The following is an 11425-nucleotide window of genomic DNA, read 5'->3' as shown; positions in this document are numbered from 1 at the left end:
CGAAAGCGCCCGTCACCCCTGCAAAAGCGCATAGCGACGCTGCGGAAAACGTTGTTGCCGGATCGATCTTAACACTGTTATCTTAGCGTTGTTCAGTTCGGCGTGCGCCTAGGGTGGGGATACCCGAAGCGGCCACAAACGCGGCGAACCGGGCCGGTACTCAAATCCTTGACGCCGATACTCCCCGAAACGCTGGAGGGCTCAATGAAGCTCCAACTGATTGCGGCCTGCGCCGCGCTTGCCACCTTCACCGCCGGAACCGCCTTCGCTGCTGACACTGTCACCGTGAAGCTCTCGGCCCCTGTCGCCGCAAAGACCAAGGTCATCGCCGGCGGCGCCGTGTTCAACTGCGAAGCCGACGCCTGCGTCGCCATCGCCAGGTCCCAGACCTATTCGGTCGCCACTTGCAAGATGATCGCTGACAAGGTCGGCATTGTGACCTCCTTCGCCGGCGCCAAATCGTTCGACGACGACAAACTTTCCAACTGCAACGCCAAGGTCATGGCCAAGGCCGGCGGCACGACCACGCTCGCCAAGCAGTAACCCAAGCTCCCAGCAGCTCTACCTTGAGCTTCTGTCGCACTGGCCCGCCGGGAAACCGGCGGGCTTTTTTTCAGGTCCATCGTCAGCTTGGTCGCTGCGAGCAGTTTTGGCAGCGGCAAAATCACTGGGATTGCGTCAACTTTAGCCGGTGATTGCCGACGATCTCACCCAGTTCTCGCAGGCCCTTGCCGCCGATCTTTACCTCGGCGTGCGCTTTGCGGATCGCTTGAAAAACTTCAATCGCGCGAGGCTCACCGAAGCCCAGTTCGGTCGGGTACCCAACGACCATGACATAATCCCAGGCTGCGTTCTCGCCAGTGTCTTCCAGCAGCCAGTAAGATGTGAAAATCCCGTTCTCCACACCCTTCTGGTCCATTGGGAACCAGTTTGCGCGAATGTACTTGCCGAGGTCATCGCGTAGCCCAGGCTTCGCCTTAAGGAGCGTATGTTCGTAAAGCTTTGTACCGGTGGCGACGCCGACGTCCGCCAGGGCGACGGTGGCAATGCTCGGTGCAGCAAGACACGTCACAACGAAGGCTAGGCTTCTGCGCCTCGAGACCCGGATCATTTCAGTTTTCCATTTCGACCAACCCCAAGGGTGGTCGACACCAGATGGCCATTTTGGGGCGCCTATCGTGGCTCTTTTGCAGCAGCGACGTCAAACGGTCGATCACCCCTTGTCTATTCATCACCGGCCAACTTCCCTCCCAGCCTCGCCGGCGTCGCCACATAACCTCACCCCCTCAGTTGCGGCGCACAAGAACGCATGCTAGTAGGCGCGCGGCTTTGGGACAGGGGCTCTCTACCGCTCCAGAACCAATGTGCTTTTTTTAAGCATTTTCAAGCCTTTAGCCGCAAGGGACTGACCCGTTTGCGGCACGTGAAACGCGACCCGGGCGGATATCAGTGGCCGAAGATTCCAATCTGTCGAATGTGGGCGCCCGTTACGCCCAGGCTCTATTCGATCTGGCGAATGATCAGAAGGAAGTGGCAGCTGTCGAGGCTGACCTCAATTCGCTGAAGGCGGCGATTGCCGATTCGAAAGACCTGCGCACCCTGCTGGGCTCGCCGACCTTTGGTTCCGACGACAAGGCCAAGGGGCTTGCCGGCATCGCCGCCAAGGCGAAGTTCAGCGCTACCACGAAGAAATTCCTTGGCCTCCTGGCCGCGAATGGTCGCGCCGCCGCCCTGCCGGCCGTGATCACCGCCTTCGCCAAGCTGTCGGCCGATGCCCGTGGCGCCGTGTTCGCCGAGGTCACCACCGCCGTCGCGCTCAGCGCCGCCCAGGAGAAGGGCGTAGCGGCCGCGCTCCGCCAGTCGCTGGGCAAGGACCCCGAAATCACGACCCGCGTCGATCCCGCCATCCTCGGTGGAATCAAGGTGAAGGTCGGTTCCCGTCTGTTCGATGCTTCGCTTCGTTCGAAGCTCGACTCCCTCAAGTTCGCCCTCAAGAGAGCGTAAGACACATGGACATCCGCGCCGCCGAAATTTCGGCCATTCTCAAGTCGCAAATCGCCAATTTCGGCGAAGAGGCCGACGTATCCGACGTTGGCTCGGTGCTGTCGGTCGGTGACGGCATCGCCCGCGTCTATGGTCTGGACAACGTCCAGGCCGGCGAAATGGTCGAGTTCCCCAAGGCCGGCGTGAAGGGCATGGCGCTGAACCTGGAACGCGACAACGTCGGCGTCGTGATCTTCGGCCAGGACCAGGCGATCTCGGAAGGCGACGAAGTCCGTCGTCTGTCGGAAATCGTGGACGTGCCGGTCGGCCGTGGCCTGTTGGGCCGCGTCGTCAACCCGCTGGGCGAGCCGATTGATGGCAAGGGCCCGCTGAAGAATGTGGCCGAACGTCGCCGCGTGGACGTGAAGGCGCCTGGTATCATCCCGCGCAAGTCGGTGCACGAGCCCGTGCAGACCGGCCTGAAAGCCATCGACACCCTGATCCCGATCGGCCGTGGCCAGCGCGAGCTGATCATCGGTGACCGCCAGACCGGCAAGACCGCCGTAGCGATCGATACGATCCTGAACCAGAAGGAAATCAACGCCGGCACGGATGAGAGCGCCAAGCTCTACTGCATCTATGTCGCCATCGGTCAGAAGCGCTCCACCGTCGCCCAGATCGTCAAGACGCTCGAGGAGCGCGGCGCTCTGGACTACACGATCGTGGTTTCGGCCACGGCTTCAGAGCCTGCCCCTCTGCAGTTCCTGGCGCCCTTCGCGGGTTGCGCCATGGGCGAGTGGTTCCGCGACAACGGCATGCACGCCGTCATCATTTACGACGACCTTTCCAAGCAGGCCGTTGCATACCGCCAGATGTCGCTGCTGCTGCGCCGCCCGCCGGGCCGCGAAGCCTATCCGGGCGATGTGTTCTATCTGCATAGCCGCCTGTTGGAGCGGGCCGCCAAGTTGAACGAAGCCAATGGCTCCGGATCGCTGACGGCGCTCCCTCTGATCGAGACCCAGGCCAATGACGTTTCGGCCTATATCCCGACCAACGTGATCTCGATCACCGACGGTCAGATCTTCCTGGAAACCGACCTGTTCTTCCAGGGCATCCGCCCGGCCGTGAACGTCGGCATCTCGGTCAGCCGCGTGGGTTCGTCTGCCCAGATCAAGGCGATGAAGGCCGCGTCCGGCCCCATCAAGGGCGAGCTGGCGCAGTATCGGGAAATGGCCGCCTTCGCCAAGTTCGGCTCTGACCTGGACGCCGCCACCCAGCGCATGCTGGCCCGCGGCGAGCGTCTGACCGAGCTTCTGAAACAGCCCCAGTATTCGCCGCTTTCGGTCGAAGAGCAGGTCGCGGTGATCTACGCCGGCACCCGCGGCTATCTGGACAAGATCCCCACCAGCCAGGTCGGCCGTTTCGAGCGCGAACTGATCAGCCATCTCCATGGCAAGCACCAGGGCCTGCTGGACAAGATCCGCATCGAGAAGGACCTGAAGAACGTCGAGGACGATCTGAAGTCCGTGCTGGCCGCTTTCGCCAACACCTTCGCATAACGACCGTCGCAGGGAGCGAGTAGCCGGCGATGGCCAGCGTCAAGGAAATGCGCAATCGGATCGGAAGCGTGAAAGCCACGCAGAAGATCACGAAGGCTATGCAGATGGTGGCGGCGGCGAAGCTGCGCCGCGCGCAGAACGCCGCCCAGAACTCCCGGCCCTATGCCCAACGCATGGCCGCTGTGATCGCCAATCTGGCGGCGGGCGTATCGGGCGATGGCGCGCCGAAGCTCCTGGTTGGCACCGGGTCGGACCAGCGGCATCTGGTGGTGATCGCCACCTCCGACCGCGGTCTGGCAGGCGGCTTCAACACCATCATCGTCCGCGCCGCGCGTCAGAAGATCGACGCCCTGCTGGCGGCCGGCAAGGACGTGAAGGTCCTGACCGTGGGCCGCAAGGCCCGTGACCAGCTGCGCCGGATCCACCCCACCCGCATCGTTGGCGATTTCGAGGTTGGCGGAAATCCGTCTCTCGGCGTGGCCGAAGAGGTCTCGAGCAAGATCCGCGAGATGTTCGAGGCCGGCGAGGTCGACGTCGTCCACCTGGTCTTCAGCCAGTTCAAGTCGGTGGTTACGCAGATCCCGACCGTCCGCCAGTTGATCCCGGCTGAAATCCAGACCGGCGCGCCGACGATCGATCTGAAAGGCGCGTCCTATGAGTACGAGCCGGACGAGGAAGCCATCCTCGCCGATCTGCTGCCACGAAACATTACCACCCAGCTGTTCTCGGCCATGCTCGAGAACCAGGCTGGCTTCTTCGCCGCCCAGATGACGGCGATGGACAACGCCACCCGCAACGCCGGCGACATGATCGCCAGCCTTACCCTGCAGATGAACCGAGCCCGCCAGGCGCAGATTACCAAGGAGTTGATCGAGATCATCTCCGGCGCCGAAGCGATCTAAGCCGAACCGAGAGAACCAGACATGGCCACCACCACCGCTGCCAAGAAGCCCGCCGCCGCCAAGGCCCCTGCGAAAAAGGCGCCTGCCAAGGCGGCCTCTGCTCCGGAAGCGACCGCCACCCAGGCCGTCGCCACCGGTAAGCTGGTGCAAATCATCGGCGCCGTCGTTGACGTCGAGTTCACCGGCCATCTGCCGGCGATCCTCAGCGCGCTGGAAACCACGAACACCGACCAGCGCACGGGCGAGCCCTTCCGCCTCGTGCTGGAAGTGGCCCAGCACCTGGGTGAAAACACCGTTCGCGCCATCGCCATGGACACCACCGAGGGTCTTACCCGCGGCCAGCCCGTGTATGACACCGGTCGTTCGATCACCGTGCCCGTGGGGCCCGCTTGCCTGGGCCGCATCATGAACGTCATTGGCGACCCGATCGACGAAGCCGGCCCGATCAACTCGCCGTTCTCGGCCTCGATCCACCGCGAGGCGCCATCTTTCGCCGAGCAAACCACGTCGGCCGAAGTGCTGGTGACGGGGATCAAGGTTATCGACTTGCTCTGCCCCTACACCAAGGGCGGTAAGATCGGTCTGTTCGGCGGCGCAGGCGTCGGCAAGACCGTGACCATGCAGGAGTTGATCAACAACATCGCCAAGGCCTACGGCGGCTACTCGGTGCTGGCTGGCGTGGGTGAACGCACCCGCGAAGGCAACGATCTCTACTACGAGATGATCGAATCCCACGTGAACATGGACCCCCGCGAGAACAACGGTTCGACCGAGGGCTCCAAGTGCGCCCTGGTCTACGGCCAGATGAACGAGCCTCCCGGCGCCCGCGCCCGGGTCGCCCTGACGGGCCTTGCCCAGGCCGAGTACTTCCGCGACGAAGAGGGCAAGGACGTGCTGCTCTTCATCGACAACATCTTCCGCTTCACCCAGGCCGGTTCGGAAGTGTCGGCGCTTCTCGGACGCATCCCCTCGGCTGTGGGCTATCAGCCGACGCTGGCCACCGAGATGGGCAACCTCCAGGAGCGGATCACCTCGACCTCCAAGGGTTCGATCACCTCGGTTCAGGCCATCTACGTGCCCGCCGACGACCTGACTGACCCGGCGCCTGCCGCTTCGTTCGCCCACCTTGATGCGACCACCGTGCTCAGCCGCGATATCGCCTCCCAGGGCATCTTCCCCGCCGTGGACCCGCTGGACTCCACGTCGCGGATCATGGACCCGTTGGTGATCGGCGAAGAGCACTACAATGTCGCCCGTCGCGTTCAGGAAACCCTGCAGGCCTACAAGGCCCTGAAGGACATCATCGCCATCCTGGGCATGGACGAACTGTCGGAAGAGGACAAACTGACGGTCGCCCGCGCCCGCAAGATCAGTCGCTTCCTGTCGCAGCCGTTCCACGTGGCTGAGCAGTTCACGAACACGCCCGGTGTGTTGGTGAGCCTGGAAGACACCATCCGTTCGTTCAAGGCGCTGGTGGACGGTGAGTATGACCACCTGCCGGAACCGGCCTTCTTCAACGTCGGTACGATCGAAGACGCGGTCGCCAAGGCCGAGAAGCTGGCGCAGGAAGCATAGGGTATGGCCGAGAAGCTTCACTTCTCCCTGGTCTCGCCGGAACGAGAGTTATTCTCCGGTCTCGTGGACCAGGTGGATGCGCCCGGTTCCGAAGGGGGCTTTGGCGTTCTGGCCGGACATGCACCGTTCATGACAGCGCTGAAGGAAGGTCCCGTCAGCGTTTACAGTGATGGCGCGGTGACGGTCTATGAGGTTCGGGGCGGGTTCGCCGATGTGACCCCGGACGGCCTGACGATCCTGGCGGAGCACGCCGAAGCGACCACGAAGTAAGCGTTCGATATTATTGCCGTAATTTTGACGCGTAGAGGCCTTGCCTCGGACGTCTAGCTCAAGTTTGATGCCGCGCTGAAGTTAGGGAACCTCTCCATGCGTCTCGCCGTCTCCAGTCTTATCCTCGCTGCCGGCCTCGCGACGGCCTCCAATGCCCAGGAGCAAAACGCCGCCGCCGCCGCTCCGCCCCCGGCCCCGGTCGAAGCACCGGCGCCTGAGGCCGCGCCTCCCGCCCCGAGCCTGCCGACGACCGGAAACGGGGCGGAGGCGATTGCGGTCCTTGAAAAGATCTGCAAGCCCTCGGTGCGCGGCGAAAAACTGGACGTGCTGGCCAAGGCAAACGGTTACAAGCTGAACCGCCGGGAAGGCACCTGGACCCGGCAGCTCGGCGCTGAAAAAGGCTACTCGATCATCCTGTTCCCCCCGGGTTCAAACAAGGGCGTTTGCCTGACCGAGTTCCGCTATCCGATGGGCCAGGACGTCGAAGTGTCCAAGGCTCTGAACGTTTGGGCTTTTGTCCATCAGCCGCCGCTCGATCCCACCGCCAACTATACGCAGGCTCAGGATCCTGATGGCTTGAAGCGCGTACGCCGGTCGTGGGAGCACCTGACGGCGACCGGCAGCATCGGCCTGAACTTCTCAACAGTGCGCAAGCCGGACGATACGCCGCTCAGCCCCAAGTATGACACGGCCACGATGCAGTACCAGGAACGCACATTCTGATCACCCCGGCGGACGCAGCCGGCCTGGTCGGCGTCCTTGCGATCCTGATTGCCTATGCTGGCGCCGCCATGGGCAGACTGGATCCCAGAAAACCCGTCTCCCTGCTGGCCAACCTGCTGGGCGCCAGCGCGATCCTCTATTCGCTGTTCACCGAGGCGTTCAACCTGTCGGCGGTGGCGATGGAAGGGGCGTGGGTGCTGGTATCCGGGATCGGCCTGATTCGTTGGGCGATAGGACGCCGAAAGCCTCCGGCGTGACCGTCAGGCGCTTACCGGGAGCGGCTGCGTGGCCAGCCAGTCGAGTGTGGCCCCTGCCACGGTTTCCCAGCCGTCCTCACCGATCAGCCAGTGGCTCATGCCCGGCATGACGGCATAGGTCGCGCCAATCCGTTCTGCCGTCTGTCGGACCGTATAGACCGGATGAACAACATCGCGCTCACCGGCGATCACCAGCGAGGGCATCGGCAGTACGCCAGCGCCAACGCTGGTGCTCATGAACGGATCCAGCCACCAGTTGAGGACCTCGCGGATCGCGCGCCCGCTCTCCGGGCAAAGTCGGTCAAGTATGGCCGCCTGTTCGGCCCTCGGCACCCGGTCGAGCCCATGCGAGCGCATCAGGCTACGATCCGGCGCCACCGATCCCATCCAGAACGGATCGGCCAGCTGCACGCCGAAAGCGGTCACAGCCTCCTCCATCGTCGAGCCGTGGATCCCCCAGGGCGCGGACGGCGCAAGCAGAACCAGCGCCCGCGCCTTTACCCGTCGCGCCGCCAGCTGGCAGATCAGGCCACCCAAGGAGTGGCCCAGCAACACGGGCGCTTCACTGAGGGATTCGCACAGCTTTACGATGCTCGCCGCATAGTCGCTCACAGAAAGCCCGGCCGCTGATCGGCCGACCCCTCGCCCAGGCAGGTCCGGGGTCAGCACGGTCCAGCCCGCCGCCTCATAGGGTCCACGGAAGTGCTCGAAAGCCCAGCCGCCGCAGAAGGCGCCGTGAACCATGACAACGGTCGGCAAGGTGCTCCCCCCAAGTGAACCTCAAACCTCAACTCTAGCCGGATTGCTCCGGATAGGGGGAAGGAATCAACATGTCGCAACACCCGGCGAAGCAAATGGCCTGAACGCCGCCACCACCGCTTCATAGGTCGCGCGCTTGAACGGTACGATCAGGTCGGGAGTCTCCGCCAGATCGGCCCAACGCCAGGCCTCGAACTCAGGTTCATGGTGGGCGCCCAGGTCGAACTCTGCCTCATCGCCCTCGAAACGGAACGCGAACCAGACCTGCTTCTGACCCTTGAAGCCCCTCGCCCGTTTCGAGCCGGCGAAGCCATCCGGATACTCATAGACGATCCAGCCCTCGGTACGGCCCAGGACGGTGGCGCTGACGGCGCCGGTTTCCTCTGCGAGTTCGCGTCGCGCTGCGGCCTCCAGATCCTCCCCCTCGTCGATACCGCCCTGCGGGAACTGCCAATTGTGGGGCGCAGGCGTCTGGACCCGCCGACCGATCCAGACCCGCCCGTCGATGTGGAACAGCACGACACCGACGTTGGGTCGATAGAGGTCGAGATCGTTCATCGCTTGACGGTCAACGCAGATGCCGGCGTCAGCTGATATCCCCGCTCCTCCACCGAAGCCGCCCATGCCGCGACCTTCTCCAGCGTGATCGGATAAGCGAAACCAGACCCAAGCGCCTGTCCCCGTTGCAGGGCGCCTGCTTCAAGAGCTGCCAATTGCTGGTCGATATCGGCGCCCGAGCGCTTGCTGTCGATCACTCGCTCCGCCGATGCCCGAGGGATACCGCCCGCCTTGCCCGCCGCCGTCCCGTCGTCGACGAAAGCCAGGCCGCGTCCGCGAACGGAACTGGCGAAGGCGTCGTAGGCGGCGGGGCTGCCAAGGAACCGCGCCCCCAGATAGTTGGTCAGGCCGAAGTAACCACTGGCCTGCGACAGGATCCACTCCAGTTTCTTGACCGTCTCCAACGGTTGGCCATCGGCAAGCAGGGTGTAGGGGCCAGGGTCGTTGTCGGGATAATTCTCCGGCTCCATCGGCGTTTCGAGCAGAACCTCATGGCCCCGCGCGCGAGCCATGTCGATCCAGCGTTGCAAACCCTCAGCATAGACCACGAACGAGAGCGTCACCTGTGGCGGCAATGTATCGATCGCCTGTTGGGTCGTACGCGGATTGAGCCCAAGACCGCCGATCACCAGGGCGACCTTTGGGCGTCCATTGGCTGTAAACGGGCGCGCATAGACCTGGGCCGGCGTGCGACCATCGGCGGCGATGATCGGCAGAAGGCCGCCCGGGCTAGGCGAGGAAAACCCCAGAATTGGGGCTGGCGGCAGTGCGCCGCCCGCAAACACAGGCATTGCGCCTGGCGTCGCAGGCCTGGGCGCCGCGCGGTTGGGCGACAGCGGACGTTCGGACAGACGGACCACGTCTTCATAGATGCGAGGAGCACCCTTCGCGGGTCTCAGGGCGTCGCGCCAACCATCGGGCGCCTCACGAAACACTGGCTCAAGAGGCGCCCGGAAATGGTCTGCGGCACCCATCGGGCCCAGCAAGGCGAACACGGCGACAACGGCGCCCAGAAACATCAGCGCCGCGCCGATCAACCCGACCAGCGGATTGCGCACCAGCTTGCCGACTTCCACCGACGGAAGCTTGATCCCGGGCAGCTTGATTTTGGGCAGGGCGATAGCGGCCAAGGGTCGGCTCTCCTAAGCGGACGATTTAGCCGGACATGGTTAACGCGGCCTTGCCCGCGCCCAAGCGCAGCCTGCCAGAGACTACTTCTGTGCGGGTGTAGCCGCGACGGGCTTCGCCTCGGCGATCCGGGCCTTGCTCATCACTTCGGCCATTCGTGCGGTTGGTTTGGGTAGCTTTGGCGTCAGGGCCACCGATCCATAGCGAAGCACATCGGTCGCTCGAGTGATCTGGAAGTCCTTCTTGGCGTCGAAGGTTTCCGGCGGCGCCTCGGCGGGCTGGTGGGCGCCCCGACGCACCTTGCCCTCGTCGGCGTTCAGCGCATTCTTGAACGAGGCCTCCGAAAACTGGAATGCTCTATTGGCGATAATCTGGGCTTCGTCCCGGGTGAGCGCGACCTCGAGATTGGGCTCGATGCCGGTCTTCTGGATCGAGCGGCCGGAGGGCGTGTAGTATTTCGCAGTGGTCAGCTTGAGCGCGCCATCGACGCCGCCCCTGAGTGGAATCACAGTCTGCACGGAGCCCTTGCCGAAGCTGGTGGTCCCCACCAGTTCGGCGCGCTTGCGGTCCTGCAATGCCCCAGCGACGATCTCGGACGCCGAGGCCGAGCCGGAGTTGATCAGCACCACCAGGGGCAAGCCACCGGTCATATCGCCCGGACGCGCGTTATAGCGTTCCACATCGCGTGGATCGCGGCCTCGCTGGGAGACGATCTCGCCACCCTCCAGGAACAGGTCCGAAATGCCCACCGCCTGATCGAGCAGCCCGCCCGGATTGTTGCGCAGATCGAGGATCAGGCCTTTGATGTTGGGGTTCTTCGCCTTCAGCTCGACGAAGGCGGCTTCGGCCTCGTCGGTGGTTTTCTCGTTGAAGGCGCCGACGCGCAGAACGCCATAGTCACCCTCCATCCGGGCGGACGCGGACTTGGGTTTGATCACTTCGCGGATTAGCTTGACGTCAAAGGGATCGGTTTTCTCCCTGGCGATCGTCAGGGCTACGGTCTCACCCGGCTTGCCGCGCATCTGCTTGACGGCCTCGGTGACGGTCAGACCCAGAACGCTCTCGCCGTTCACAGCCGTGATGTAGTCGCCGGCCTTGATCCCGGCGCGGAAGGCAGGCGTGCCGTCCATCGGCGAGATCACCTTGACCACGCCATCCTCGCTGGTCACCTCGATGCCAAGGCCGCCGTACTCGCCGCGCGTCTGATCGCGCATGTCGTCGAAGGACTCCGGGTCGAGATAGCCTGAGTGGGGGTCGAGTGAGGTCAACATGCCGTCGATGCCGGACTGTATCAGCTTGGTGTCGTCCACCTCGCTGACGTACTGGCTCTCGATGATCTTCACGACGTCGCCGAAGAGGCCGAGCATCCGATAGGTCTTGGCCTGCGGCTGCGCTGCCGCCATGGCCGCCTGGCTTACATAGGCCATGGATCCTGCGCCGAGCACGAACGCCGAAGCGCCGATCATGAGGTACGTCTTCATGGCCTGCCTAACACTCCCTTTAGGCGGATTTCGCCGCCTGTCACACAGACTGTAACAACGGCATTGAGGCCGCAATCAGCCCGTGATGTTACTGCCCGGATTTCGTTCCCCCTGCCGGTTCTGGCCGAGCCAGCGGGAGGGGTCCACTGGCGACCCCTGCTCCCTGACCTCCAGATAGAGCCCCGCGCCGGACTGTCGCCCGCCTGTGGCCCAGCCCAGAGGCTGCCCTT

13 protein-coding genes are annotated in these 11425 nt (G+C 63.8%); 8 read left to right on the top strand and 5 right to left on the bottom strand.

Annotated elements, in window-relative coordinates:
* The first annotated feature begins 204 nt into the window (after window positions 1-204).
* A complete protein-coding gene (locus ACIQ42_RS09470) occupies window positions 205-543 on the top strand; it encodes a CC_3452 family protein (protein ID WP_397421954.1) in 339 nt (112 codons plus the stop codon).
* Between the two features lie 121 nt (window positions 544-664).
* Here the strand turns inward: ACIQ42_RS09470 and ACIQ42_RS09465 are convergent, their stop codons facing one another.
* A complete protein-coding gene (locus tag ACIQ42_RS09465) occupies window positions 665-1111 on the bottom strand; it encodes a hypothetical protein (RefSeq protein WP_397421953.1) in 447 nt (148 codons plus the stop codon).
* Window positions 1112-1449: 338 nt separating this feature from the next.
* On the opposite strand from ACIQ42_RS09465, the gene ACIQ42_RS09460 reads away from it, so the two are divergent.
* The 7 genes from ACIQ42_RS09460 to ACIQ42_RS09430 all read left to right on the top strand — a co-directional run bounded on the left by ACIQ42_RS09460 (window position 1450) and on the right by ACIQ42_RS09430 (window position 7269).
* The gene (locus tag ACIQ42_RS09460; protein WP_397421952.1) at window positions 1450-2004 is read left to right on the top strand and encodes a F0F1 ATP synthase subunit delta; all 555 of its coding nucleotides are present in this window, start codon (window positions 1450-1452) and stop codon (window positions 2002-2004) included.
* A gap of 5 nt (window positions 2005-2009) precedes the next feature.
* Window positions 2010-3542, top strand: coding sequence for a F0F1 ATP synthase subunit alpha (gene atpA / locus ACIQ42_RS09455; protein ID WP_397421951.1), 1533 nt, complete (start codon window positions 2010-2012; stop codon window positions 3540-3542).
* A gap of 29 nt (window positions 3543-3571) precedes the next feature.
* A complete protein-coding gene (locus ACIQ42_RS09450; RefSeq protein WP_397421950.1) occupies window positions 3572-4444 on the top strand; it encodes a F0F1 ATP synthase subunit gamma in 873 nt (290 codons plus the stop codon).
* 21 nt (window positions 4445-4465) lie between these two features.
* The gene (atpD, locus tag ACIQ42_RS09445; RefSeq protein WP_397421949.1) at window positions 4466-6019 is read left to right on the top strand and encodes a F0F1 ATP synthase subunit beta; all 1554 of its coding nucleotides are present in this window, start codon (window positions 4466-4468) and stop codon (window positions 6017-6019) included.
* Window positions 6020-6022: 3 nt separating this feature from the next.
* Window positions 6023-6289, top strand: a complete 267-nt coding sequence (locus tag ACIQ42_RS09440) for an ATP synthase F1 subunit epsilon (protein ID WP_397421948.1) — start codon at window positions 6023-6025, stop codon at window positions 6287-6289.
* Between the two features lie 96 nt (window positions 6290-6385).
* Complete coding sequence (locus ACIQ42_RS09435; protein WP_397421947.1) at window positions 6386-7012, top strand: hypothetical protein; 627 nt, start codon at window positions 6386-6388, stop codon at window positions 7010-7012.
* Window positions 7013-7080: 68 nt separating this feature from the next.
* Window positions 7081-7269 carry a hypothetical protein gene (locus ACIQ42_RS09430; RefSeq protein WP_397421946.1) on the top strand — a complete coding sequence of 63 codons (189 nt, stop codon included), beginning with the start codon at window positions 7081-7083 and terminating at the stop codon, window positions 7267-7269.
* Window positions 7270-7272: 3 nt separating this feature from the next.
* On the opposite strand, the gene ACIQ42_RS09425 is transcribed toward ACIQ42_RS09430, so the two are convergent.
* The 4 genes from ACIQ42_RS09425 to ACIQ42_RS09410 all read right to left on the bottom strand — a co-directional run bounded on the left by ACIQ42_RS09425 (window position 7273) and on the right by ACIQ42_RS09410 (window position 11195).
* The gene (locus ACIQ42_RS09425; protein WP_397421945.1) at window positions 7273-8028 is read right to left on the bottom strand and encodes an alpha/beta fold hydrolase; all 756 of its coding nucleotides are present in this window, start codon (window positions 8026-8028) and stop codon (window positions 7273-7275) included.
* Window positions 8029-8094: 66 nt separating this feature from the next.
* On the bottom strand, window positions 8095-8586 hold the full coding sequence (locus ACIQ42_RS09420; RefSeq protein ID WP_397421944.1) for an RNA pyrophosphohydrolase: 492 nt from the start codon (window positions 8584-8586) through the stop codon (window positions 8095-8097).
* Complete coding sequence (locus tag ACIQ42_RS09415; RefSeq protein ID WP_397421943.1) at window positions 8583-9716, bottom strand: divergent polysaccharide deacetylase family protein; 1134 nt, start codon at window positions 9714-9716, stop codon at window positions 8583-8585. The genes ACIQ42_RS09420 and ACIQ42_RS09415 overlap by 4 nt, the downstream gene beginning before the upstream one ends.
* 81 nt (window positions 9717-9797) lie before the next feature.
* Window positions 9798-11195 carry a S41 family peptidase gene (locus ACIQ42_RS09410; RefSeq protein ID WP_397421942.1) on the bottom strand — a complete coding sequence of 466 codons (1398 nt, stop codon included), beginning with the start codon at window positions 11193-11195 and terminating at the stop codon, window positions 9798-9800.
* Window positions 11196-11425 lie beyond the last annotated feature (230 nt).

Origin of the sequence: Phenylobacterium sp. (genome assembly GCF_044372605.1) — a bacterium.
GTDB lineage: Bacteria > Pseudomonadota > Alphaproteobacteria > Caulobacterales > Caulobacteraceae > Phenylobacterium.
This window is presented reverse-complemented; position numbering and strand designations above follow the sequence as displayed.

Excerpts from the sequence above, each read along its gene's own strand:
- ACIQ42_RS09465 (WP_397421953.1), bottom strand. The coding sequence starts at position 1,111 with ATGATCCGGGTCTCGAGGCGCAGAAGCCTAGCCTTCGTTGTGACGTGT.
- ACIQ42_RS09420 (WP_397421944.1), bottom strand. The coding sequence starts at position 8,586 with ATGAACGATCTCGACCTCTATCGACCCAACGTCGGTGTCGTGCTGTTC.
- ACIQ42_RS09430 (WP_397421946.1), top strand. The coding sequence starts at position 7,081 with ATGGGCAGACTGGATCCCAGAAAACCCGTCTCCCTGCTGGCCAACCTG.
- ACIQ42_RS09440 (WP_397421948.1), top strand. The coding sequence starts at position 6,023 with ATGGCCGAGAAGCTTCACTTCTCCCTGGTCTCGCCGGAACGAGAGTTA.
- atpD (WP_397421949.1), top strand. The coding sequence starts at position 4,466 with ATGGCCACCACCACCGCTGCCAAGAAGCCCGCCGCCGCCAAGGCCCCT.
- atpA (WP_397421951.1), top strand. The coding sequence starts at position 2,010 with ATGGACATCCGCGCCGCCGAAATTTCGGCCATTCTCAAGTCGCAAATC.
- ACIQ42_RS09410 (WP_397421942.1), bottom strand. The coding sequence starts at position 11,195 with ATGAAGACGTACCTCATGATCGGCGCTTCGGCGTTCGTGCTCGGCGCA.
- ACIQ42_RS09435 (WP_397421947.1), top strand. The coding sequence starts at position 6,386 with ATGCGTCTCGCCGTCTCCAGTCTTATCCTCGCTGCCGGCCTCGCGACG.
- ACIQ42_RS09450 (WP_397421950.1), top strand. The coding sequence starts at position 3,572 with ATGGCCAGCGTCAAGGAAATGCGCAATCGGATCGGAAGCGTGAAAGCC.
- ACIQ42_RS09470 (WP_397421954.1), top strand. The coding sequence starts at position 205 with ATGAAGCTCCAACTGATTGCGGCCTGCGCCGCGCTTGCCACCTTCACC.